26 protein-coding genes are annotated in these 23,754 nt (G+C 60.2%); 7 read left to right on the forward strand and 19 right to left on the reverse strand.

All coding sequences use genetic code 11. The features are described from left to right. Window positions 1–417, forward strand: a complete 417-nt coding sequence (locus EN874_RS23790; RefSeq protein WP_127426855.1) for a PIN domain-containing protein — start codon at window positions 1–3, stop codon at window positions 415–417. Window positions 418–445: 28 nt separating this feature from the next. Here the strand turns inward: EN874_RS23790 and EN874_RS23795 are convergent, their stop codons facing one another. From EN874_RS23795 to EN874_RS23855, 13 genes are read right to left on the reverse strand one after another with little or no spacing between them, the layout of a single operon-like run. After that, entirely contained in the window at window positions 446–2,434 is a 1,989-nt protein-coding gene (locus EN874_RS23795) for a type IV secretory system conjugative DNA transfer family protein (RefSeq protein ID WP_127427003.1), read from the reverse strand. A gap of 2 nt (window positions 2,435–2,436) precedes the next feature. Continuing rightward, window positions 2,437–3,456, reverse strand: coding sequence for a P-type DNA transfer ATPase VirB11 (gene virB11 / locus EN874_RS23800; RefSeq protein WP_127426856.1), 1,020 nt, complete (start codon window positions 3,454–3,456; stop codon window positions 2,437–2,439). Beyond that, entirely contained in the window at window positions 3,437–4,660 is a 1,224-nt protein-coding gene (gene virB10, locus EN874_RS23805) for a type IV secretion system protein VirB10 (protein WP_127427004.1), read from the reverse strand. Before virB10 ends, virB11 begins: the two co-directional genes overlap by 20 nt. Beyond that, window positions 4,660–5,472 (reverse strand): P-type conjugative transfer protein VirB9, encoded by an 813-nt coding sequence (gene virB9, locus EN874_RS23810; RefSeq protein WP_168247574.1) that lies wholly within the window; start codon window positions 5,470–5,472, stop codon window positions 4,660–4,662. The genes virB10 and virB9 overlap by 1 nt, the downstream gene beginning before the upstream one ends. Then, window positions 5,472–6,164, reverse strand: coding sequence for a type IV secretion system protein (locus EN874_RS23815; RefSeq protein ID WP_127426857.1), 693 nt, complete (start codon window positions 6,162–6,164; stop codon window positions 5,472–5,474). Before EN874_RS23815 ends, virB9 begins: the two co-directional genes overlap by 1 nt. Window positions 6,165–6,213: 49 nt before the next feature. Then, entirely contained in the window at window positions 6,214–7,215 is a 1,002-nt protein-coding gene (locus tag EN874_RS23820) for a type IV secretion system protein (protein WP_127426858.1), read from the reverse strand. A 4-nt stretch (window positions 7,216–7,219) separates the two neighbouring features. Continuing rightward, window positions 7,220–7,450: a hypothetical protein gene (locus EN874_RS34455; protein WP_127426859.1), complete on the reverse strand. Its 231-nt coding sequence runs from the start codon at window positions 7,448–7,450 to the stop codon at window positions 7,220–7,222. Next, complete coding sequence (locus tag EN874_RS23830) at window positions 7,447–8,145, reverse strand: type IV secretion system protein (RefSeq protein ID WP_127426860.1); 699 nt, start codon at window positions 8,143–8,145, stop codon at window positions 7,447–7,449. The genes EN874_RS34455 and EN874_RS23830 overlap by 4 nt, the downstream gene beginning before the upstream one ends. 13 nt (window positions 8,146–8,158) lie before the next feature. Beyond that, window positions 8,159–9,226, reverse strand: coding sequence for a lytic transglycosylase domain-containing protein (locus EN874_RS23835; protein ID WP_127426861.1), 1,068 nt, complete (start codon window positions 9,224–9,226; stop codon window positions 8,159–8,161). Then, a complete protein-coding gene (locus EN874_RS23840) occupies window positions 9,223–11,637 on the reverse strand; it encodes a VirB4 family type IV secretion/conjugal transfer ATPase (protein ID WP_127426862.1) in 2,415 nt (804 codons plus the stop codon). The genes EN874_RS23835 and EN874_RS23840 overlap by 4 nt, the downstream gene beginning before the upstream one ends. Window positions 11,638–11,639: 2 nt before the next feature. Then, entirely contained in the window at window positions 11,640–11,939 is a 300-nt protein-coding gene (locus EN874_RS23845; protein ID WP_127426863.1) for a VirB3 family type IV secretion system protein, read from the reverse strand. Between the two features lie 3 nt (window positions 11,940–11,942). Next, the gene (locus EN874_RS23850; protein ID WP_127426864.1) at window positions 11,943–12,284 is read right to left on the reverse strand and encodes a TrbC/VirB2 family protein; all 342 of its coding nucleotides are present in this window, start codon (window positions 12,282–12,284) and stop codon (window positions 11,943–11,945) included. A gap of 12 nt (window positions 12,285–12,296) precedes the next feature. Beyond that, entirely contained in the window at window positions 12,297–13,190 is an 894-nt protein-coding gene (locus EN874_RS23855; RefSeq protein WP_127426865.1) for a lytic transglycosylase domain-containing protein, read from the reverse strand. A 154-nt stretch (window positions 13,191–13,344) separates the two neighbouring features. Between EN874_RS23855 and EN874_RS23860 the strand changes: the two genes are divergently transcribed. From EN874_RS23860 to EN874_RS23880, 4 genes are all read left to right on the forward strand, one after another. Continuing rightward, the gene (locus EN874_RS23860) at window positions 13,345–13,953 is read left to right on the forward strand and encodes a hypothetical protein (protein ID WP_127427006.1); all 609 of its coding nucleotides are present in this window, start codon (window positions 13,345–13,347) and stop codon (window positions 13,951–13,953) included. After that, a complete protein-coding gene (locus tag EN874_RS23865) occupies window positions 13,950–14,480 on the forward strand; it encodes a thermonuclease family protein (RefSeq protein ID WP_127426866.1) in 531 nt (176 codons plus the stop codon). The genes EN874_RS23860 and EN874_RS23865 overlap by 4 nt, the downstream gene beginning before the upstream one ends. 2 nt (window positions 14,481–14,482) lie before the next feature. Continuing rightward, a complete protein-coding gene (locus EN874_RS23870; protein WP_127427007.1) occupies window positions 14,483–15,157 on the forward strand; it encodes a thermonuclease family protein in 675 nt (224 codons plus the stop codon). 609 nt (window positions 15,158–15,766) lie between these two features. Further along, the gene (locus tag EN874_RS23880; protein ID WP_127426867.1) at window positions 15,767–16,042 is read left to right on the forward strand and encodes a hypothetical protein; all 276 of its coding nucleotides are present in this window, start codon (window positions 15,767–15,769) and stop codon (window positions 16,040–16,042) included. Between the two features lie 37 nt (window positions 16,043–16,079). Here EN874_RS23880 and EN874_RS23885 read toward each other — a convergent pair whose 3' ends face one another. After that, the gene (locus tag EN874_RS23885; protein ID WP_127426868.1) at window positions 16,080–16,427 is read right to left on the reverse strand and encodes a hypothetical protein; all 348 of its coding nucleotides are present in this window, start codon (window positions 16,425–16,427) and stop codon (window positions 16,080–16,082) included. Window positions 16,428–16,549: 122 nt separating this feature from the next. On the opposite strand from EN874_RS23885, the gene EN874_RS23890 reads away from it, so the two are divergent. Both EN874_RS23890 and EN874_RS23895 read left to right on the forward strand, forming a co-directional pair. Then, window positions 16,550–18,160: a hypothetical protein gene (locus EN874_RS23890; RefSeq protein ID WP_127426869.1), complete on the forward strand. Its 1,611-nt coding sequence runs from the start codon at window positions 16,550–16,552 to the stop codon at window positions 18,158–18,160. After that, window positions 18,150–19,169 carry a dienelactone hydrolase-related enzyme gene (locus tag EN874_RS23895; RefSeq protein WP_127426870.1) on the forward strand — a complete coding sequence of 340 codons (1,020 nt, stop codon included), beginning with the start codon at window positions 18,150–18,152 and terminating at the stop codon, window positions 19,167–19,169. Before EN874_RS23890 ends, EN874_RS23895 begins: the two co-directional genes overlap by 11 nt. A 98-nt stretch (window positions 19,170–19,267) precedes the next feature. Here EN874_RS23895 and EN874_RS23900 read toward each other — a convergent pair whose 3' ends face one another. The 5 genes from EN874_RS23900 to mobC form a co-directional block, all read right to left on the reverse strand. Then, complete coding sequence (locus EN874_RS23900; RefSeq protein WP_127426871.1) at window positions 19,268–19,735, reverse strand: RES family NAD+ phosphorylase; 468 nt, start codon at window positions 19,733–19,735, stop codon at window positions 19,268–19,270. Further along, window positions 19,735–20,178, reverse strand: a complete 444-nt coding sequence (locus tag EN874_RS23905) for an antitoxin Xre/MbcA/ParS toxin-binding domain-containing protein (protein ID WP_127426872.1) — start codon at window positions 20,176–20,178, stop codon at window positions 19,735–19,737. Before EN874_RS23905 ends, EN874_RS23900 begins: the two co-directional genes overlap by 1 nt. Before the next feature lie 70 nt (window positions 20,179–20,248). Next, a complete protein-coding gene (locus tag EN874_RS23910) occupies window positions 20,249–20,464 on the reverse strand; it encodes a hypothetical protein (RefSeq protein ID WP_127426873.1) in 216 nt (71 codons plus the stop codon). Between the two features lie 9 nt (window positions 20,465–20,473). Further along, window positions 20,474–23,290: a hypothetical protein gene (locus EN874_RS23915; RefSeq protein ID WP_127426874.1), complete on the reverse strand. Its 2,817-nt coding sequence runs from the start codon at window positions 23,288–23,290 to the stop codon at window positions 20,474–20,476. Continuing rightward, on the reverse strand, window positions 23,290–23,694 hold the full coding sequence (mobC, locus tag EN874_RS23920) for a plasmid mobilization relaxosome protein MobC (protein WP_127426875.1): 405 nt from the start codon (window positions 23,692–23,694) through the stop codon (window positions 23,290–23,292). The genes EN874_RS23915 and mobC overlap by 1 nt, the downstream gene beginning before the upstream one ends. Window positions 23,695–23,754 lie beyond the last annotated feature (60 nt).

The following is a 23,754-nucleotide window of genomic DNA, read 5'->3' on the forward strand; positions in this document are numbered from 1 at the left end:
GTGGCGTCGCTCTATCTTTTGGACACGAATATTCTCATTGCAGCCATGAAAGGCCGCCCGGAGGTGCGAAAACGGCTGGAGGCCCAGCAAATAAGCGCTATCCGGCTCTCTGCGATCGTAATGGGCGAATTGGAGTTCGGCGCGGAGAAAAGTGCCTATGGTGACCGCAATCGCGCCCGTCTGGCCACCTTGACGCAGCGCCTACCGCTGGTCGGCATCGACCAGGACACAATACGGCATTATGCAAAAATCCGTGCCTTCCTTGAGCGTCACGGTACACCTATTGGTGCAAACGACACCTGGATCGCAGCACAGGCTCTCGCCATCAACGCTGTCTTGGTCACCGACAATGAGCGCGAATTCTTCCGTGTGCCTGGGCTGGTGGTCGAAAACTGGCTCACCGACACCGAATCCTGAGTGCAGGTACCCATCCGATATGGTTGGCTCACGCCGTTTCCAGCCCGCGTTCCAAGTCAGCGTCTGGAACGGTCTCATCAAATACCATCGACCAATCTCTCGGGCCTCCTGTCGATTTCGCCACCACCAGTTTCTTCAATTTCGCCGTAGCTGAATCGAAGCGCGATTCCAGCGCCTCGAAAGGCGGTTCGCGACGCCGAGAGCTTTGAGAGGCGACAGCCGTGTTGCCTTTCACAATCGACTTATTGCTGTCGTTTTCCTTCGATGGGTCAAATGACCCAACCGTAGGCGGCAAATGGGAGAGAATTTCATGCTCCTCGCCCGAACTGGCGTAGCTCCCAGTGGTCGCTGGCACGGCCCTCGGTGGGAAGAATTCCATCGCTGGCACCGAGGGGACGTGGTTGCGCGAGAAAGCCTCCCGCTCGCGAAACGGCTTCGTGGCGAAGAAGCGCAGCTTGTCGGCGAGGATTGGGCTCTGTCCTTCGACCAATACGAGCATTTTTTCAGGCGGAAGCTGGCGGATTTCCTGCGGCATCATCAGATCGCGTTCCCTCAGTTGCTCCACCTTGGTGCGGCGATGCAACCCCATCAGTTCGATCGTCCGAGATTCTGTCTTATACCGGACGGTACGCCGGCCAAGGCTTTTTGAGACCGACTCGGCGGTCGCCTGGTCGTTCGCGCCGAGGACGAGCTGATAGCCACAGTTTCCCATCAAGGATTGCCGTGCGGTTTCGCCATAGATCTCGTCGACGTTTTTCAGATCCTGGACGATGAAGGCCATCTTGACGTTGTAGCCGGCGACATAGGGCAGCTTGCTGGTGATCTCGCTGAGTTTCTTCAGCTGCCGGAACTCATCGAGAAGAAAATAAACCGATAGCGACCGGCGATCATGCTCGAGCAGAAGCGTGTCGAGCGTCTGCTGGACGAACAGCGCCAGCAGCGGCTTCAGCAGCGTGATGTCGGTAATGTTCGGAGCCAGATAAATCGAGATCGGCCTGTATTTCAGCGAGCGCAGATCCATGTCGGTGGCCGACGTCGCCGCGACCACGCGCTCGTTGCGGAAAGGCCGCAGTGCCTTCTGGATGTCCAGCAGCGCGGAGGCCGCGGCGCGCTCGGAAAGCGCGATGTAGGCGTTGAAGCTCTCGACGGTGAAGCGCGACAGGCCAGGCTCCTTCTCCTTGATGAATTCCATCAGCGCCTGCAGGTTGACGCCGCTATTGAAGAAGGCTGTGACCTCGCCGAGATTGCGACGGCCGCGGTAGAAGACACTCTCATTGATGTAGCTGATCGCGCCGGCCATGACCTGCTGTGCCGTCGCCTGCCAGATCGAATTCTCCGAATCCACGCTTTCGGGAACCAGAATGCCGGCGATGTTCTGGATATCGGTCGTGCGATCGCCGCGATCGGGCCGGATAAAATCCAGCGGATTGTAGCGATGCGTCCGGTCCGATCCCGGCGCGAAAAGAAAGACCTGGTTGCCTTTCGATTTGCGATAGCCGGCGGTCGACCGGAAGATCTCGCCCTTGAGGTCGGTAACGATCATTGAGCCTTCATGCGCGAGCGCGTTCGGAATGACGTAGCAAGCCCCCTTACCTGAGCGTGTCGGTCCGATGACCAGATGATGACGCTCGTCATCGACGCGCAGGATCTGGCGGCCGAAACGCCCGAGAATGTGCCCCTTGCGTCGAAACCATTTGCGGCGGCGAAGTGACATGGCGTTCTGGAAGTGTGCGTCGCCAAGCGGATTGGATACGGGCCGCAGACCGACATAGGCGACAATGCCGGCGACGAGGAACGCGGGGACCGCCGCCCCGAAACAGACCCGCCGCAGCACAGGATTGCCGGCGTAGAGCGCGAGCTGCTGGAGAGGCGCCCACGGGTTTGTGGTGATCGTTGCCTGAATGATGCGGCCGTCACCGTAGAGAAGCTTCAGCGCCAGGCCATAGCCAAGCAGCCAGGTGGCGAAGGCAATCGCCAGACAGAACGCGACGTAGACGAGCCGTAGGGAGCCGGTCATGATCATTCCCCACGCGCGAAGAAGATCTCGGAAACGCCGCGACGGCCGCCGTCGCGGCGAAGCTGAATGACGATCGGGATGACGCTGCGGATGTAGGAGATCAGGTCTGCCTTCGGGTAAGCGGCGGAGAGACCTGATTGCAAAACCATCATTGCCAACTGCTCATAGGCGCCGAGCGGAGTGTCAGCATGGACCGTCGTCATCGAGCCGGGGTGCCCGGTGTTAATGGCGCGCAGGAACGAGAAAGCCTCCGATCCCCTCACCTCGCCGACAAACAGCCGATCAGGCCGCATGCGAAGCGAGGCCTCGAGCAGACTCTGAATTGTCACGCTGGCGGTGCCCTGGTCGCCTTTGGAAGCCAGGAGATGGACCGCATTCGGCTGCGGCGGAAACAGCTCCCGCGTGTCCTCGAGCGTAATGATGCGTTCACGCTCGTCGACCGATTTAAGGCAGGCGTTGAGGAATGTCGTCTTGCCACTCGAGGTGCCGCCACTGACGAGGATCGAAACACGATTGACAATCGCCGACCGAATGAAGCCATAGATATCCTCCTTGCGCAGGAGCTCGATCAGTTCGCGGTCGACATCATTCACACCACCGACGGCGACAGATACCCGTTCGAATGCGCCCCTATCGCGATAGTCATCGAGGCTGAAGTCGCTGACGACCTGCTTGCGCAGCGAGACGGCGCCGCCCTCAGGCGCCGCAGGCGGCAAAACGACCTGGATGCGCTCGCCAGTCGGCAAGGCGGCACTCAGGACCGGGCTCGCTGGACTGATGAACTGGTTCGTCGACGCCGCCACACGCTCGCCGATGTTGACGATCTCTGCTGTCGTCAGTTCCGGCAAAGAAAAGAACGCCATATGCTCGTCGCCCAGCCGCTCGACATAGACGTGGCCTGGCCGATTGATCGAGATTTCGACGACCCTTGGATCATCGAGGAACGGCTTGAGCGGCTCCAGCGCGCGGTAGAGAAAATAGTGGCGATCGTTGCGGCCGAACTCAGTTGAGACCACGTTCATGACGGATCTCCTTGAGCGCCTCGGATACCGGGTCATCATAGAGCGCGGAAAAGTCGAGGTCTTGGCGGGCGAAGACGAAGATTCTTTCGCCCTGGGCCACGCTGATGGTCGGCGGGATCTTGAGGCTGTCGCCGAGGGCCTGGTTGGCCATGTCGGAGAAGGTCTGCGCGAGCGTGGTGCGAGCAATATCCTCTGCACGCTGACTGTCGTCGCTGTTGCTGGTCGCGGACTGGCTTCCGTAGCCGGTTAGGTAGCTGGCGCCGCCGCCGACGATGGACAGCAGGATCGCGGCGCCAAAGCGTTCCCGGAACTTGTTGTCGACCTGGCCGGTCAGGCCGGAGCGGCCAAGAGTGTCGGCGCCGATGGAATCGAGACGGACGCTGACGCCGTCATCGCGCAGCATCCGTCTCCAGATCACGAAAATACGCTTTTGGCCGCGCACGATGTCGGACTGATATTCCCCAATCAGCCGCGTGCCGGTCGGAACGAGAACGCGCCGGCCATCGAAGGAATAGACGTCCTGTGAGACGATAGCGCGGATCTGGCCAGGCAGGTCACTGACGATGGCCGTCTCCAGGATGGCCGGGATCAGCGTTCCTTCCGGCACCAATGCATCGATGCGGTCGATTTTCCTGGCCTTCGCCGTACGGTCGCCCACACTGATTGAGGCAGCCAGGAATTTGCTGTTGCGGTCCTCGCCAGCGACGGTAGCGCCCGCCCCTTCTGCCCCCGACGACCCAAGCTGCTCGCCGCTCGAGCCCTTGTTATCGAAGACCACCATGTTGGAGCGGTAACGCTTCGGGAATTCATCTTCAGGCGGAGGTGCCGCTGTAACAGATGAGGGCGCGGTTGCAGGCGGCGGCGGAGGAGGCACGTTGAACTCCGTTGTGTCGGGCTTTGCTTCCTCCTTCACCGGCGGTGGTGGCGGCGGGATTTGCAGGACTTCCGGCTCCGCCGGTTTCGCCTGCGGCTCGCCGTCACGAACGAAGGATGGCGGACGAAACGTCGTGGTCGAAAACTCTTCGTCGCCGGATAGCATATCGCGCTGCTGCGGCCGTCCGCCGGCGACGACGACATAGCCCGCGACCATGCCGGCCAAGATGAGCGCGCCGCCGCCGATGAGTTGCTTGCGCCGAACATTTCTGTCGGCGATCGCCGGCTCATCGCCGCTCGCCAGAACCTCGAGCTCGGGGCTGCGCTGGATCAATTGCCACTCCTCCTGCGCTTCGTCGCATGAGGATCCTCGACAGGTCCAAGGACACCGGGGTCAGGCGCGCCAAAATCGGGTTTTCTCAAATTGAAGATGCAGACCCATTGGTCGCCGTCGCGCAGCGTGAACTGCGTGGCCGTTGCGTCGACGACGATATAGTCGCCCTCCTTGCGGAAGTTCTCCAATGTCTCGGAGAAGTCAGAATTGACGGCGAAGATCGCCGGCACGCGCCGGTCGAACTTGAAGAAGGTCTTGGCGCCATCATCGAAAACCATGAGCGGCTTCAGACGCGCGTCGCCCGAGAAGGAATAGTCGATGTTGACGTTGGCCTTGTCGATACTGGCAATATTCGGCCAGGCGGCGCGCTGCTCGGCCTCCTTGTGCAACGCCGCATTGAGGTTCTTTTCAGGGTAGATGAAGCGAATGCCGAAGACTTCCCTGCTCGCTTCCGGCGCATTGTCGCGCAACTCGAGATAGTAGATGCGCTTGTCGGTGACGACGTTCATGTTGGTGATCACGTTCTTGGCGATCGGCTTGACGAAGAGGATGTTGCCCTTGTCGGCCGGGACGACCTGCCAGCTGTCGGTGTCGCCGAGCGAGATCGTCTGGAATTTCTCGTCCTCATCGAAAATGATCATGGTCGAGATGCCGTAGGTGGCGAAGACCTGAACGACATTGTTCTCCTGGTAGACCACGCTGGTAATCCGCCAATCGAGAGATCCGCCTTTTGGCGTCTGCGCGGCGAGGGCGGCGGAGCCGAAGGCGACAAGGCATAGTGCCGTGGCAAGGACCATTGTCGTCCTCATCACGGGCTTCCCGGCGTCACGGTTTCCTGGTCGCGGCGATAGTCGTAAACCTGAAAGCCGAGCGGGTTCTCGAAACGCCATTCGTTTTTGATCGGCGTGTCGGTGTAGCGGAAGCGCACGACCGAGATCCAATGGCGGTCGGTCGCTTCGGTCTCGCTTTTTTCCGTGGTGGAAAAACGCACGATCGCGGTCGAACTGTTCGGGAAGCTGACCGACTTGATGTCGACCAGGACCCGTTTCAGCTTGCCATAGACCTTGGCTGGATTCTGCGGGTTGGCGGCGCTGTAAAGCGCCTGCAACTCGCGCGCAGCATCCCTTGTCGACAGAAGTGCTGCGATCCCGAAATTTTCCTCGATCGCGTAAGGATCGTAGCCCTCGCGGCTGCGTACATAGCGCACCACATTGGCCTGCGTCACTGCTTCCTGCTCGGTGAGATTGGTCGGCCGGGTCAGACCCGACTTCACCTCGATGGAGCCGGTGTTCCTGTCGACCTCGACCAAGTATGGCTCGAAGCTCTTGAGCGGCAGCATCAGAACGACTGCCAGAAGGCTGAGTGCGGCAATGCCGGCAAACGCCAGAGCGAAGAACCAGGCGATGCGGCTCGAGCGTTTCGCCCGCTTGATGATTTCTGCTTCCCAGATATCGCCTTGCTGGAAGTACGATCGCAGTCTGTCGTCGGTGCTGTCTGCCATGCTTTCCGTCGAGTTTGGTTTGGACAATCATCGGTCGGGGGTCGAGCGACTATCCGGGTGTTCCGTTGGCTGTGATGGCGCGCTGCATTGCCTCACGGGCCATATTGCGCGGCGGGTGAAGCTGCGCCTGCACGCGATGGACGGCGGCCTGCATCTGTCGCGACGACGTGCCGATCGCCATGCGCCCGAGCATGATGCCGCGGTCGGTGAAGGAGCGTGATCGATGTCCGATCGGCGTCGCTAGACCGCCGACAATACCCTGCGCTAATGCCTGGATCTGGATCAGGACGAAGGAGCCGGCAAGGCAGAGCATGATGAAGGCGGCGAAGTCGCTAAGCTTCAGCTCCCGGTTGCCGGAGATCTGGTTGATCTTGGTGAGCTCGGGCGCCATGGCCGCAATGAGGAAAGCGGCGATGACATAGACGAAGAGCGGAATCAGCGCATAAAGCAGTGACTGGTTCAGCCAGCCGATGGCGTAATTGCGGGTCGGATTGAAGAGCGTGCAGGAGATGAAGATCGGCGCGGTGCCGAGCAGCACCCACAGGATCACCTTGGCAAGCACTAGGATGCCGAGCGCGATCGCCACGAAGAGCCCGGCAAAGACCATGATAACCATGCCGATCAGTGCCGGCAGCACCGAGAAATAGCCGGCCTGTTCGGAAAAAGTCGAGGCCGCGACATTCGCCGTCTTCCAGATCTGCGATAGGCCATTGGTCGGTTCCGTCACGCCAGTGCCTGAGGCGGCGAGCACGGCGCGACCGGCTGCTTCCGGCACCTTGGTCAGCCAGTCATAGACGAGCGTGTCGAAATTGGACCAGGTGCCGACAAGGATGAAGATGACGATGACGCGGGCAAGACGGCCGATGATCTCGGCAACACTCAGCCGGGATGTTCCGAGAAACAGCTGCGTTCCGTAAAGGAGCACGACGAGAACGAAGAGCAACCGAAGCAGCGGCTCGAGATTGGCGCTCAGTGCTTCGTAAGCACGCTGCGAGAAATTCTGGCCCGACGCGTCGATACGCTGCAGCAGTTCGCCAATGAAGTCCTCCACTGCCTTATCCTACTCTGCCTGTCCGGCCAGGCCATCGGATCGCGGCCAGCGCCGCCCCGCGGTCCGGATTGATCGATCGCATTGGTCCACACTCGACACGCGGATCGGCAGCGTAGCCGGTGAGACTGGCCGGCCGCTTGCAGGGTGCTGTCTTCTCCTTCGGCGTGCCGCAGCCGGCAGCGAGGAGCGAGATCGCGACAATGGACATGAGGGTGGAAACCTTCACCGCACTCATTTGTAGCTGAGCGCTTTCCTGGTGTTGGAGATGTCGGTGAGCTTGCGCTGGTTGTCGGCCTGCAGCGACTGCACCGCGCCGTTCATCGTGCCGATCATCTCGTTCAGCGTAAGGCCGGTCTGCACCTGAAGCTGCGTGTTCTGGTCGATCGAGCCCTTGATGTCCTTCGAGGTTCCGATCCCCTGGCCCGCGCTCTCGAGCGCTGCCCGTCGGCTCTCGACGGCTTGCTGCGAGCCATTGATCAGGGCCGAAACGCCAAGCACGGTCTTGACCAGTTCCTCATAGGATTTGTCGCTCGCAAGCGAACTATCGTCTTTGCCGGAGAGCGATTTCAACAGTTGGAGGCCGTTTACGAAAAGCGTCGCCGCCTTCGCGATCTCGGGCCCCATCGAGCCGAAGTTAGGCATGCCGCTCTGCAGAAGACTGTCGAAGGACGGGACCGAGGTGACGCTGAAGCCGTTGCCGATGGCGAGGTCCTTCAGCGATCCGGCATCGCTGCCTCGATCGCCGGTGACCGCCTCGAGGGTCTTTTCGACCGTCGTCAGGATATCCTTATTCGTGTCAAGGATATTGGAGGTCTTCTCAGCCGTATCCTTGGCGACGGCGTAGTTGGTCTTGTCGATGACCGGTATATCGGCACGCGCTACCGTCGAAGTGATGGCCGTGGCGGCAGCAAGGAAGAGAATGCGTCTCATGAGGAATCTCCAGTCATTGAGGAACGAGGAGCAGTTCGGCGTTCTGGTTGAGTTGTTGGACGCAAGCTTTGATCTCGGGATTCCAGACCAGGCCGGTGCGATCGTCGCAGAAGCCGGTAATGGCGCGATTGTCACCGCCGTCACCGTCCTGGTAACGGCCTGAGCGGCTGGCGCCGGAAATGTCGCTGAGGGTGACCGCATTTCTGGAGTTGACGAGATCGGCCAGGCTGGCGCCGAGACCGATCATACGATTGAGCATATCGATGTTGGCGTTGCGGGCGCCGGAATTCTGGTCCCAACTGTCCTGCACTGTGCCGGTCGCTTTCGCACCGAACTGCTGGAACCAGGACGTGACATCGCCTGACCCGTCGCCCGTGGCGCTTGTTAGTCCCATCGAATTGATGGTGCTCGAGCGCATGCCTTCATAGGCCGTGCTCGTGCCGCCATAGTTTAAAGGAATGCCCGATTTGTCAGACCCGCCGAAGGCCGGCAGCCATTTCTGCGTGATAACGCGGACGTAATCCTGCGTCTCGCGAAAAGGCGGAATGCCGCCGTAGCTTTCGACATTTCCCGAACCGGAATTGTAGGCGGCGAGCGCCAGCGAGACGTTTCCGTCGAAGCGTTTAAGCTGCTGCTTGAAATACCGTGCGCCACCCCGCAGGTTCTGCTCGATGTTGTAAGGATTGACGCCGAGGTCCGAGGCCGTGCCCGGCATGAGCTGGGACAGTCCGATCGCCCCGGCGCTGGACTTGGCGCAAGGATTGAAGCGGCTCTCCTGATAGACGAGCGCCAGGAACTGGTTCTCGTCAATCCCCTCTTCGCGCGCGACGCGCCTCACCATGCCTGCGATTGACGGATTCGCGTTGGCCGCGGCGACCGGATCATCCTTTCGGCCTGGCCGATACACCGCGCAGGTGACGCTTTCATTGGTGGTGTAGCGATCGCGATCGACCTTGTCGATTTCGGTGGTCTTGTCGTTCCGGTCCTGGCGCTCATCCAGTGTTGTTCCATCGATGGTCGGAATATCGGCCGCGGCCGGCGTCGCGAGAAGAACGAGCAACAGGGGAATTCGTCGGATCATGCCGCCCTCCCCCAGCCGCAGAATTCGGACAGCCACGCCGCCGGATCCTCGCCAAGGCGCGTACGCAGCGCCGCGCAGGCTTCGATCGTGTCCTTGCGGCCGGACAGCACCTTGACGATGTCCGGCATCGCCGAAAGGTCCAGCCGGGCAATGACGGAATCGTTGCCATGCTTGATGAGGAAGGTCCGCCGCTCCGGCGGCGTGTTGCGGATGAAGGCAAATTCCTTGGCCGTCAGACCGAAGCGTCGGATGTAACTTTCCTCATCCGCGCGCGGGTTCGGGAAATGCAGATTCGTCGCCGACTGCTCGATCAAAGTGTGCGATTGCGGCGCGCGGGCTATATCCGCGGCTGACTGGGTGCCGAAGCCAACGATCCCGTTCAGTTTGCGGATCGTCTTCATCTTGTCGACGATATAGCTGGAAAACGCTGGGTCCTGCAGCAGCTTCCAGCCCTCGTCCATGAAGATCAGGACCGGATCGCCTATGAGCAGTTCGTCGATGCGGTGGAACAGATACATCAGTGCCGGCGTGCGCACGTCTTCATTATCGAGGATATGCGTCATGTCGAACCCGAAGATGCGCCTGCCGGAAAAGGAGAGTGCGTCGTGCGGCGCGTTGAAGAGCCATGCCTTCTCGCCTTCGAACCATGGCCTCAACCGCGACTGGAGATCATTGGCGGCCGAGCGTGAGCGCCCCATGAGAAGCCCGGACAGATTGGCGAGCGTCCGCTGCTCGACCGGCTCCTCGCAAATGCGCCTGATAGCGCGCTCGAGCGTGTCTTCCTCTTCCTGGGAGAAGCCGTGACCGTCCGCAGGCGACAGCATGGCCTTCAGAAGACGAACCAGGAATTCGCGGTTCGCGGGGGTGTTTTCCAGTTGCAGCGGATTGAAACCGGTCGGCGTGCCCGGCTGCAGGACCTCATAGTTGCCGTTGACGGCGCGAATGAAGATCGAGGCGCCCTCATCCTTGTCAAAGAACACTGCCCGAGGCTCGGGCGAGATGCGAAACGCTTGCGCAAGCAGGAACGTAAGTGCGACGGTTTTGCCGGATCCCGTCGGGCCCGTGACCAGAAAATGCCCGACGTCACGCTGGTGAAAATTGAACCAGTAGGGTGTCTGCGACGTGGTCTCGAGGATCGAGATCGGCAGGCCCCAATGGATGCCGGACGCCTGACCCGTCGCGAAATTGTGCATGGAGGAGAAGCCGGCGAAGTTGGCGCTGGACAGCATGCAGGAGCGCGCGATGTACGCATGGTTGCCCGGCAGTTGCGCCCAGAAGGACGCCTCCATGTTCAGGTCCTCGCGCAGCCAGTTGACGTTCATGTCGGTGAGGCAGGCGCCAAGCTCCGAGACCGCCTTGTCGAGCCCGGCCAACTCGCGCGACAGGCAAAGCAGGCTGAAATGGTGATAGCCGAACACTGCTTCCTGATTGACCAGGCTGTTGAGCGCAAAATCGATGTCCGTCTCGACCGTGCTGCCGGCCTCGTCGGAAGCTCGTATCTGCCGCTGCAGGCGTGAAATCCGTTCCTGCGCGACTGGCTTGTCAGCAAGCGTGAAGGACTGGGTAAGAATGAACTCGTGATTGACCTGGAGCAGGCCGTCGAGCATGCCCGGGCCCGAAAACGGCGGATACTCCTTGATCGACAGCATCGCGCCAAAGCGATTGTCGGCGTCCGTAGGACCCTGCGCCTGCAACGTTCGTCGTGAGAAATGCAGCCGCGAGGTCCCGACATAACTGCGGATTCCCATCCGGGGCAGCCGCATGTCCCGCGACAGGCCGCAGGTCAGTATGGCGTTGAAGAACGCGCACGGCTCGGAATAGGGCTCGTCGTCGCGATAGGTGACGCCGAGAGCACGTGCGCCGTATTTCTGCAGCTCGCGTGTGACGTTGCCGACGACTTCTTCCAGCTCGTTGATGTGTTCATGGGTTCGCTGCCGGCGTACTTGCGGCCGCGTGGACCGATCGAACAGCCTTGAGATTGCCTCCGCGGTTCCTAAGGGACCGCGCATGCCGGTCCGTACGATCGTCAAATAGAGTTCGTTCGCGAACATGCGCTTCTCGCTAAGCACCGCCGAGTAGCGCTGATTGAGAAGGTCGCAGAAGCGATCGGAGAACGAGCCGCCGAGCTCCGGCTTGACCTGCCTGCGCATCACCGTCGACCAGAGCGAATAGCGGCTTGATCCGAGCGCGCGGATCAAGGTGTTCTGCACGCTGGCGCGCATGTTGAGCTCGGCCTGGTCCTCGGTTTGGAAGAACAACCCATCGAGCTTGATGACGCTGAGGACGGCACCACTTTCGAGACCGATGACGGTATCGGAAAGGTGGCGCATGTAAGGGATGTGCGAGGCGATCGACCGTTCGCGGCGGCGCTCGCGTCCGAAACCCAGTTCGTCGGCAACGACAGTAAGCATGGTTATGGCCCGTAAGAGTTCGTGCCCCAGAACAGCTTGTTCGGCGTCCGCGGTGTGCGGCGACCAGCCACCTGGGCGAGGTCAAGGATGCGGATATCGCGGCTGGTGAGTGCGAAGAGCGCCAGATAGGCGACGGGCGCTATCGTCGCGGCCCAGAAGCTGGTCGTCACCAGGAAAGTGATCAGCGTGAGGCCGATGATCAGATAGAAGGCAGTGAGCGGTATGCCCCACATCATCGGCGGCCGCGTTAGGCCGATGACCAGCGGCGTAAGATACGGCCTGTCGTCGGAGAGGTCGCTCATGGCTCACTTCCCCACCGCCGAGATCATCTGGTCGACGATCGCTGGGGCGCCGAAGACAAGGCCGATACCGATCACGACAGCGCCGGCCGTAAACCAGGAGAGCCGCCCGGCAAAGGCGAGGAAGCCGAGACCGATCACAGCAATGATCGCCAGCAGCCGCCCGAAAGGTCCAGTGATGAAATCGACGATCATCTGGACGGCCGTTTCCAGCGGTGCGAACGCGCCCGATGTCTGTTGGGCAAGCGCCGGCTCGGCAGCTGTGACCGCCAATGCCGCAACCATCAGCAGAAGCAACGCGGGCCGAGCGGCGGGCGACCCCAAATGCGAGAGGATGTGGTTCTTCATGTCGGTCTCCTTCTAGAATTGCATGACGCCGCCAACCCACTGGCGCGGTTTGGCATTGGCAAGCACGCCGGCCGCGGCGTCGTCGTCAATTCTCTGGGTCAAAGTCCCCTTCGTGCCTTGGTCCTTTGCCCTTGGCAGGGGCAGTCCGATCTGGCGATTGATCACCTCGGCGACGAAGCGGACGGTTTCCGGGAATGGCGGCACGCCCCCGTACTTCTGGACGTTGGTCTCGCCCGCATTGTAGGCAGCCGCGACGATCAGCGGATTCCGGTAGGTCTCGAACAGCGACTTCAACAACCTGACCCCACCGTCGATGTTCGCAGCGGGATCGCAAATGTCGGTGACCCCGAGAAAATCTGCGGTCGGAGGCATGAGCTGCATCGGCCCGCGAGCGCCCTTGGGCGAATTGCGATCGCGATCCAGACGGCTCTCGGCCGTCGAAACGGCGAGCGCGAAAGCGGGATCGACCCGGTACTTTTGTGCCGCCTCGACCACCAGACGAGCAATTTCCGCTGCCGTTAGAGGTGATGGGCCACATGGCAATGCAGGCTTGATTGTAGAAAGGTCAAATTGACTCTGCTGGCCAGAGCCATCATTGGCAGTCCCGGCAATCGTCGCTTTTCCCACATCGACGTCACCAAGCGAACCATCTGCCGTTTGAAGCTTGCCATCTGCGGAAACAACGTATTGCCGGGCACCATCGAGCCAACGATTGCGAAAGACGCTGTCCACTGCTTCGGAATCGGTCTCTGGACCAGCAGTTTGAGCGGACCTGACGGTAGATTGCGCAGTCTCATGCCTTTGTTCTGCCGAGAGTGCCGAGCCGGCGGAATGCATTCCTATGGTCGCGAGCAGGACTGGCGCGACGTATGGCAAAACTTGCGAGTGAAAACGTGACAAGGCCATTCCAGATCATCCGAGGCAGGAACGTCGAATGCAAGAATCGGTATGTCAGATAAAAAAGAATGTCAATTTGCCTATGATTTTTTCTTGCGTCGAGAATGCGAAAAGAGCACATTGCAATTCGCCCCGCCGCCCGCAACCGAGGAAAACGGTCCCTATGAAACGTTGCCTCAGCAGCCTTGGTCTGTCCCTTTTGATGGCCATGCCGGCGCTTGCCGCGAGTCCCGTGGACCAGGCCTATATCCGTTCGCTCGCCGCATCGGGGAAAACCGTGCTGGTCATCGAATATTACGACGGCAAGGGCGGCGTCACGGATCGTAGAGGCTTCGCCTCAGCCAGTGGCTTCAAAACGGTTTCGCCGACCGATTTCGCGGTCGACGACAAGATCACCGTCCACCTCTTCGGTATCGAGCCCTGCGAGGGCGACATGGTGAACCGTCGCGAGAACTTCGCCGGCAGCTGCGCCGACTATGCCGAGCAGGGACTCAAGACACTATTGAAGTCGCCAAAGGTGATTTATTGCCGCGCCTTCGTCAGCGAAGCCAACGCGCCTATCCAGGACGCGACCTGTTACGGCTACTACAACTACCCCGGCAGTCTCGACACGGTCGACATGTTCGAGGAGCAATTGGTATCGCTCGGCACGCATCGACTTGCCAGGAAGCCGGGCGGAGGCCTCGCGCGGCCCGATCTTGAGCAGGCAGAAAAGATTGGCCGGGGTGGCGGCTACGGCATGTGGGCAGATCCCCGGATCAAGACGAAATGAGATCGCTCGCTGTCGTATTGGCGGCCGTGATTTCGGGGCCTGTGGCCGCCGCCCCCGCAGGCTATTTCAACCTCCGGCCCGGCGTGGCGCTCGAGAGCGGTGACAGCTGGACAGAGGCTGGCGCCAGGTACCATCTCTATGGCGTCCAAGCTTGCCTTCGCGGCACGTTCTACACGGATCGGTCCGGCCATCGAGAGGATTGCGGCGAGGCGTCCCTTGCCGTCATGGCGGCATTCATTGCCGACACAAAGCCGGTCTGCGCGCCGGTGGCGACGATTGCCAACGTTGCCCATGTCGTCTGCTACGCCGCGGTTGGCGCCGACCGACTGGATCTCGGCAATCTGATGATCACGTCCGGCTATGCTTTCGCTGCCCTGCAGCCGGATGGCCTTCCCTATTCGCCTGCCTATGCGGTTGCCGAGCAGGTCGCGCGCGAAAAGCGTGCAGGCCTGTGGCAATTCAAGGACGTGCAGCACCCAGCGATCCTGCTCGGCCGTGCCGTGGCACGGAGCCCGGCAGCCCAATGAGAATGCAGGCGACCTGTTTTGCTGCTCTTCTCGCGGTGTCGGTTGCCACCTCCCCTTGCTGGTCGGCCGATGCCGTCGGTCTGCGGACTACGCCGTCCTCGCTGCCCAGTGAAGCGGTCTCTAAAGCAATCACCGGCCGGGTAGCGATCATCGATGGACGGACACTCTGGTTTCCGGGATCGGCCGAGAAAGTCCGTCTTGCCGGCATCGACGTGTGCGAACTACCTCAGTGGGCCTTCGACCCGACCCGATACGGCAAGAAGACTGCGCTGAAGCCCGTGCCGTGCGGTCCCCTTGCCAAGGCCTGGCTCAAAAGGGCGGTCAGCGACGATCAGGTAACGTGTCGGGTGACTGCGTTCGATTCGGACGGTACCTATGTCGGTTCCTGTTCCATGAGCGGACGCGACCTCGCTGTCGAGATGCTTCGCGTCGGCTGGGCGCGGGTCGCCTCCCCTCCCCTTCCTGGGTACGCCACGTGGCAACGCCAAGCCATGGCAGCTCGCTATGGGATGTGGGCCACCTACGTGCTCGACATGGACGAGTGGCGCGGAAAGGCCGTCGATCGAACGCTTGAGAGACGCCCGATCGCCGACTTCAATTTGCTGGCGGAGCGCGGACGAGAAATCTCTCCGCCATTCGCCGACGCGCATAAACGGCCGCGCCGAGCCGACCACTGAACTTGGATGCCCAGGAGAAAATGACCATGCGCCCCATCGGATCCACTATCATCCTTGCGTCAACTACCCTCGCTTCACTAGCAGCCAGCGTTGTTGGCACACAGGCCAGCGAGTGGGGTTGCGAAGTCCTTTTGTGCGCGTCGTCATCAAACCCATCCTGGCATGGCGTGCCTGCCTGCCACCCGCCCATGGATCGATTGATCTCGGCCATGAGCGGCTGGGGTTTCTCGTGGCCCACCTGCCCCGAAGCAGGCGCCGGCTCGCCCGGCTACGAAAAATACGCTGATTGTCCGGCCGGGTGGAGCGTCGGATATTCCGAGGTCGGTCACGGGACGCGCAGCGAACTGAGTCTGTGCGTCCAGAAGGATCGCAATACATGCAGCCGTCGCGAAGGATGCAGTGATACGATTTCGATGCCTCGCCCGTCACGCCGGGATCCGTATTACTTCGATATTTCTGCCAAAGACGGGTCCGTGTCCCGGCACTGGTTCAATCTCCGGCGTTAGCGCTTGATCCGCCTGGCGAACCTGGCTTCGGATTCGGTTGCTTCGAGCAAAGCAGTTCCGCGACTTCGTCCCGGAAGCGTGCCGTGGACGCAAGAAGCCGGGCTTGTTGTTCGTCATCGATGTCGGCGCCAGTGGCGATCATGACGGCCGCGACACCAAGTATCTTATCGCAAGCGTCCGGCGCGTTCGTGGGCTCAGCTGCGATCAGCTTGGCAACCGCCCGTCGCATATCTCGTCTGATAATCCAAGTCAGCGGCAATCTGATCGGTTGCCAGCGCAAGCGCAAGATTCGCTGAAGTCTCCGATTGGCAGCGCCTATCCGGTCGAGCTCAGCAATCGTCTTCGATGGGGCGAGTCCGCGGTCACTAACCATGCGTAGCCAGTGGAAGTTTCTAGTGCGCGCCATGGCGACGAAATCACATTCCCGCTGATCTCGTCAGGCTGTATCCCCTTATTCTCAAGGGCCGCCATCCTCTTGCCAGCTCCGAAGGAAGATGAGCCGCGCGAAATATTCGGCCTTCATCTTTCAGATCGCCGACATCGGCCACCGGCGCCATCGCTGCCTGCCGTCGAATAACCGTTTCGTCCGCGAAGATGGCGTCAAGCCGTGGCCCGATCAGCGCCGCCTCGGCCTCTCCGGCGTGCATCATACGTTTCCCGAGACACTCCAGCTCTGAAATGGCGCGGCGGTGCGCCGCGATCAGATCGACGACTGCGTCTGCCTCCTGCACCTTTCCATTGCTGCATGCCAGTTCAACAGCCATTGTCCTGCTCCGAGTGATTCGCGGCCCGCCCCTCGCCCGTTGCATCGAGTCGAGAAATACGTTGATCAGGAGCGATGGCACGATAGGATACGAAACGAAGCGAAATCAGAGCCTGCAAGTCTTTGTTTAAAAATGGAAAGTTATTTCTCCCTCCACCGAGAGACGGGAGTGATTTCAAAGAATTATTTAAACGATTAGCCGCTGCGGGTGCTGGCCGGCCATTGGGCAAAGATGGATTTCCTGCAGGCCCATGGACGCCCGAGCTTCTTGCAGAAGCGATTACACAAATTGATTCCAACCGGATTGGGGTCGATCTGCGAACAGTGCAGCTTTGGTTTCAAGAGAACGAGAAGGGAATTAGCGCTGCCAACATCCGTTGGCTGGCAAGGGTTTTTGGCTGCGATGATCCTGTGGCTACCAGCGAATGGCAGATGGAGCTGAGTGCCGCGCAATCGCGGTTAGCGGCCAAGAGACGAGAATCGAAGAGCGCCGGAAGCGATGTTGCGCTGGCGGTTCCAGATATGGCTCAGGCCACGACCTTCGAAGACGACTCAGACCCCCCGGAGGCGCTGGCACGGGATCCTGACGCCAAGGGGCCGAGGCAGCGTTTCAGTTTGGCGGGGAGATCGGAAGCGCTTTTTAGTCGCGGATCTCCGTTGAATTTACCGGCGTCGGTGTTTGCGGGTGCCGCCGCTCTTGGGTTTTTGTCGTATATTACGGGGATTCACGACGCTACCTACGTCCGGGCAGGCCTCGTTAAACAGGTTGGGTTTCTTTGGGCGCCGAATTGGACATTCCTGTTCATGGTGCTTTTGCCCCTGTTTTTTGCATTCGTGACAGAGCTGCTTGTCTTTTGGAAAAATGAGGGGCGCTTAAAGCTTGTAACGGAGGGCGACCGGATCAGGAACGACGATGCATGGGCGCACAACGTAGACGCTTCTTCGTATTCATACTGGGCGGTTTTTTTGATTTGTGTGGTGTTCGCCGGTCTTTTTCAGTGGATCGGCGTGTGTTTGCTCCCGCTGATGAAAGGCGGTGGCAATTATGCGACGGACTGGGGCAAGTTGGCGATTGTGCGCCCTGAGCTCATATCGGTGCCAGAAGAGGTCGTGTTCACCGGGCTCGCTTACTTCTATATGTGCCTGTGCTTTTATCTGTTCTTTGTCGGTCTCATTTTGCTTTACACGGTTGTCCATGATCTTTGGACAATTGGCGGGGCATCGAAAAGCGGGTCGGAGGCGGATTACCAACGTGAGGTCAATGAAGTCGGCCTCAGGGTGATGCGTGGGATTTTTCGATGTACTGTTTTGGGCGTTCTGATCGCCATATGCATGAAGGCCCAAAGCGCTTACCTGACATCGCGTGGAGAAAATATCGTGGCTTGGTTGGTCGGCGATATGTCTTCAGCCTTATATGGCGGCAACGACGTGAGCGACGGGATCGCGTATAGGATGCCGACGCATTACAGCAGCTTTCTTATCGTTATTTCGACCTGCGTTGTTTTTGTGTATGGGACCATCCGTTTAGGTTTCGGAAGTCGGATTCAAGCGCCTTTGTGGAAGATGTCAGCGGTCTTGGCGTTACTCGTTGCTAGCTACTTGCTGATCGGTGCATTTGCTGGCTTTTCGATCCTTCTGGGCGTTGGAGTGCTGCTCGCGACATACGGCTTATTTGATCCCGGATTTGGGCGATGGCGAGCGAGCGAGTTAGGAAAAAATCACAGTGTATCATAGCTGGCTTGATCGTTGGGATGAGCGGCGTGCTCGACGCGGTGAGGAAGGGAAGAGGACATCGGATTTCATCCTTGACGCGGACCGCGCCTTTCCGGGGGCGGGGAAGATTGCAAGCATCGAGGAGTTTTGTGTGCTTGCCGACCAGGCCGTGGCCGATCCAGCCTTTTTCGATGAGCCGAGTGAGAGCGATCAGGGTTTTGAAAGGAAAGATGGGTGGCTAAAGTTTCCCTCGGACATTGCGACTGATATCGCAGCGAACAATGTTGTGTGGGCGAAAGTCACAGAAAGCGGGTCGATCGATCGAGCGATGGTGATCTTTCACCATTGGAATGCAAGCGCGCGGAACCGTCAGATTGCCAACTTTTTCTCCCGGCGTGGTATCACCGTTGTCGAGATTGCCATGCCTTATCACTTCGAGCGCAGCCGTCCCGGCTCCCTCCACGCCGACTATATGCTTAGCCCCAATCTCGGTCGAACGATCCAGTCCATAAGGCAGGCAGTATTGGATGGGCGAAAGCTCATCCGTTGGTTGAAGAGCGAAGGCTATAGAGAGATTTCGGTTCTTGGTATGAGCTTGGGTTCCTGGGTCGCGGGGTTGATTGCTGCACGCGACCAAGCCGTGTCAAAAGCCTCGCTGTTTCTGACGGCGGGGAGTCTGGCGGACATGGTTTGGACGGGTCGCGCGACACGATTGATACGCGATAGCCTTGAGCCTGAGATTGAGGTGACGGATCTCAGAAGGGCCTGGGGTCCACTTAACCTGGAGAATTACGCACATAATTTGGCACGCCCTGATCTCGAACTTCACGCTGTGTTGGCCAAGAGAGACAAAGTGGTGTTGCCGGCACTCTCGGAGAGGTTCATGCAGAGGCTAAAGGACGCCGGAGCTAGGCCAAATATTTTGGAATTGAACTGTGGTCACTATTCGCTTGGCGTGCCGCCTTACGTTCTGTTGGCCGGGTTGAGCGTGCAGCGGTTTCTGTTGGGTAAGTCTGTCCGGGGGCGCTGACCTGTGTAAAGCGATGATCTGTATGGGGTTGGTGCGTCACTTGCCTCAGTCTTGGCGTAACGACCTAACGCATTGAAATAAAAAGGTCATTTCCCATCTCATTCCCTTAACAGCCGGATGTCCAGCTCGAATCGCTCGACGCGCGCGATCTGAACCGCTGCGGCCTCAGAGTGGCGTGGATTGATAAGGACATTGCGGTCCGGGCTATCCGCGATCGGTACGATTGCCGACGGAACAAAGAGCAGCGCCGTGTCATTTGCGGTGAGCCATTCGTCGCCAAGGCGCTGCGTCATGGCTTCCTGCTGGCGCCAATCTGCAGGAAGGTCACGGACGGATCGATGCGATGCCGGTATCTCATCCGAGATATCGTATGCCACCATGGCGAGGGCCGGCAACAATGCCGGGTCTTCAACGTGGACAAGCTTCTCCAAGATACAGAGCGAGGGCGACGTGGCGGCGTAGGTGACTGGATGCCCGACCGTATTCCAGCGGCCATCGAACAGCAGGCCGTAGCCGCCGTCCATCGCATTCGCATACTGGAGGCTCGAAAGCCGCCACAACCGCATCAGGCGGCGGCGCCCCAGGCGATCTTCCCGAGGATGGTTTCCACGACGCGGGCGCCGGCCTCGGTCTGGGCGACGCTCAAAGGCGTCTCGCCACCCAATTCGCCGAGCTCCTTACGCAGCCACCGATTGGCCTTTGCTGCATCCCCAAAGGTCTCTTCCGCCAGCGCCTGGATGCGAACCAGTCTTACGGCGCGATCGGACTCTTCCACAGTCAGCGGCTGGTTCTTCTCGGCCCGATGGCGACGGGTGCGCTGCGGGATGACGAAGCGCTCGATCTCCTGCTCGCTGAGGCCGGCAAGCGACAATCCCTTCAAGGTGGCCAAGGGCAATCTGCGACGGACGATCATGGCGAGATCTGCCTGAGAACGAACATCTGTTCCCAGCACGCTCGGTCCCCCGAGCTTGCGTGACACCTCTTCAATGACAGCAATGGCAGTGGCCATGGTTCAACTCCGGCAATGTGCCTACAAATTTAGGGCATATTGCCGGAAAATACAATGGAGATGCACGCTACTAGCCCAAAAACCAATCCCGAACGGGTGAAAGCCAGCTTTCGACCGCTTTGTAGACGTCGACCAGCCACGTCTCCATAGCACCCAGCTCATGCCCGAACAAAATCAATGGGCCGATGACAATCAGAGCCAACAGTGCAAATCCCACAAAGCCATCCGGACGATCAGCACTGTCGTCGGGCGGCGGAAGTGGTTTAATGTGCCAATGCTGCCTCATTGTCCTGACCTAGCGTTCCTGCTCGCTACGCTCGCGGTCGTGCCGCTGCTCGACTTCACGCTCCAACTCGCGCAAGCGCGGAACCTGCTGTTGTGGCGGATCCGCCCGGTACTCCTCATTCAACCTCGCCGCACGGCTGCCCGGTTCAGACCGTCCAGATGTAACCCGTACGTTATCGTCACGTTCCTGTTCAGCTTCCGCTCTGCGCCGGCTCTCCATGTGGATTTCGTTGTTCAGATCGTGTCTGATCGTTGCCATATCGCGGATGTAGCCGTTGCCGTCGATCGCGGCTCGGGCAGCCTCCCGCAACAGATCGGCGTATCGGATCTCCGCCTCGCTCAATTTTGCAATCCGGGCGTCACGCTCGGCTTCTGTTTCGGCAAGGCTCGAAGCGGGTGATCGGCTGTCGCGATTTTCCGGCTCGTGAAGGCGATAAGCGGCGATCCTTGCGGCGTCGATGCGGGCGAACAACTCGTCACCGGCTCGCACCATCTGCTCGTCATGCTGTCGTGCAGGGAGATTCCTTGTAGGATCGTACATGTCGATCGCCCGCTGGGAAGCACGGTGCTGAGCCTCCTCCTTCAGCGCCTTCTGCAGGTTTTCCTCTCCCTTCGATTGTTCGTAGAGATAGGTGTTTCCGTCGAGTGCTTCCCGGGCGTAGCGTTGAAGCACGGCGTCATATCGACTTGACGCCGCAAGATAGTCAGCGCGAATGGTTGCACGCTCGTCATCGGATAGGTCACTGCCGGAATACTCGTTCGAGAACCTGGTCGTGGCGCGCTCAAGTGATTGGGCGGCAGCATCATACCCGGCCAAGATCTCATCTCCTTCACGCACAGCCCTTTCGCCATGGCGAGCGATTGCACTGTCGAAGAGATCGTCCCGCGAGACGCGTGCCTCGCTATCGAAGCGCCTCTGATCAGGGTTATCTTTCACCTTTCCTTCTACTGCGCCGTCAGCACCGGCCCGCTCCGCCATCTGGAACTTGACCGCATCCTGCGGAGGCCGCGGCGCGTCCCGTTCGCCCTGACCCTGCGGAGCAGCCTCGAGACGCTCGGCCTGAGCCTCTCGCTCCGAAAGCTCCAGATACTCGCGACGGATTTCCACCACCTCGCGTGCCGTCGCGGCGATCTCGTCGAAATCCTTTTTCTCGACCGGCTCGATGGCGGCCTCGACGGTTGCGAGCACTGCTTCGACGCGCTTTTCATAGGCTTCGAATTCCATTCGTGTCATCGAATGCATGGGCAGGCCTCCGGCTGCGACCAATTTCTCTAACTCTATCATATTGGCTTTCAAATTTGTAGCATTATGCGAGTTTTCAAATTTCCCGATGTCGATTTGACTCTCTCCTAATGCCGTCTGAAGGCGATCTATCTGCTCGGTCGCAAAGTCCGCGACGGCTTTTTCGGGCCTTCCGCGCATGACCTCGTCCCAGGCTTGGACCGCTTCGACAGCGTAGTCGGTGCTGCTCGGCGATCGGGCCGCAGACCGCTGGTTGGTACGTTTGCGATCATAGCGGACCTGCGCGGCCCTGCTCGTGCCTTCGTGCTCGGTCCGCCCGGCGTAACTCACCGGCCGCACCTGATTGCGCGCATATGCCGGTGGATTGCCAAATTCGCGGCGGTCGGTCATCTCCATGTCGATGTCATGCTCCCTAGCCTTCTCGGCCATCAGCGCACGCCATTGCCGGAATATTTGCGGGCTGGTCACGATCCGATCACCCGTCTCAGAGCGCATGGTGACGATGGCATGGGCATGGACATGCGGACGCTGTCCGCCCTGCCCCATTTCCTTCGGATCGTCGGCCGGATCATGCAGTGCGAACACGTATCGGTGACCGCCAAACTGCTCACCAAGAAAATCGCGCACCGCGGCCTGGAATGCCGTTACATCTGTGCCGGCGCGTGCCGAGACGATGAGATGCATGACGTCCCTGCCCTTGCGGCTGTGCAGCTCCCGCCGCCATTCCTTCTGGACCAGGTCGCCGGCTTTTTCGAAGTCTCCGACGATGCGGGCCGTCTCATCTCGCACGCCACCCTGTTGCATGCGCTCGACCAGATCTCGTACCCGCGCCGTTGCGAATTCCACGCCATTGCCGTAACCGCGGAACCGGAAACGGACTTTCGCTTCCCGTCCGACATCGGAATTGTCTACCCTCTCCTGGACGATCGCCGTTGCCTTGGCGTCAGCGGTCAGGCGCTCGCCGCCTGGGTCGCGCAGCACCACGACGCCCCGCACCTCGAGCTCGTCCGCCTTCTTCTCTTCAATGGCGTAGACAAAGCGCCGCTCGCCAAAGCCTGCTCTCAAGGCCTCACGAGCAAATTCCTCCCGATCGTCCATGCCCGCGACCGATGCCGCGGTAATAGACGCTTGAAACATGCCCACATCGCGGCTGGCGGTGCGGTTGTCGAAGAGATGCTCCCAGTCCCCGCGCAATTCGGCGAGCGCTTGCTTGCCGATGATGCGCTCGCCCTTTTCGTTCTCAACCGGGAGTTCACCGGAACGCGAGGCGTAGCTCATCATGGCTGCCGCCCGGATGCCGCCGCCATAGGAGGCAAGCTTGACCACCGCCGGCTGGCTTCCTCGAGCGAGCGCCGCAAACCGAGCATGCATTGGCCGGCCGCCACCGGTTCCGCGGAATGCAACGGCGCGGCCCTGCCGCCGCGCGCCGCCCCAACCACCAACACCCGCCGGCAGATGGGCAACCCCTCCCCTTCGCGGCCGGTCCCAGTCGAGATCTTCGTGCTCGCCCATCTGTAATTCGTGCAGCAGCGCGGCGCGCCGGCGCTCCCAATCCCGCTCGAAGGCGCCCAGGAAGAACTCCATCACGTCGCCTCACCGCGCCGGGCAGCCCCGGCGCGCTTCGTCATCGCAGCGAGCTCGGCCGCAACCGTGGTTGCGATCGCGCGGGCATCGTCGATTGCTCCTTTGAGATCCGAGCCAGCCACAGACCGACTTCCATTAAGGGCCCGGGCAATCTGATTGAGGTTGCCGCCGACGGCGCGCATGTCCTGGATGAGCATCTCGAGGATCGCCCGATCTTCCCTGTTCATGAACGGCCGGACACCGGCGCCCTCGAGCGAGAGCGACCGGAAAAAAGCCGAAATGGAAAGCCCCGCTCGTTCTGCAGCGGTTTCCACGGCAGATATCTCATCCTCCGCAAAGCGGATGTGGGCGACCTTTTCCCGTCTGGCGGCCCGTCGTGAACGCAATGCGTTCGGCGGTTTCATCGGCGATCTTTCCTGCCTTTGCGGCCGCAGGCCGCGGATCGAGGGCTTGTCCCTCGATTG

Origin of the sequence: Mesorhizobium sp. M1D.F.Ca.ET.231.01.1.1 (genome assembly GCF_003999155.2) — a bacterium.
GTDB lineage: Bacteria > Pseudomonadota > Alphaproteobacteria > Rhizobiales > Rhizobiaceae > Mesorhizobium.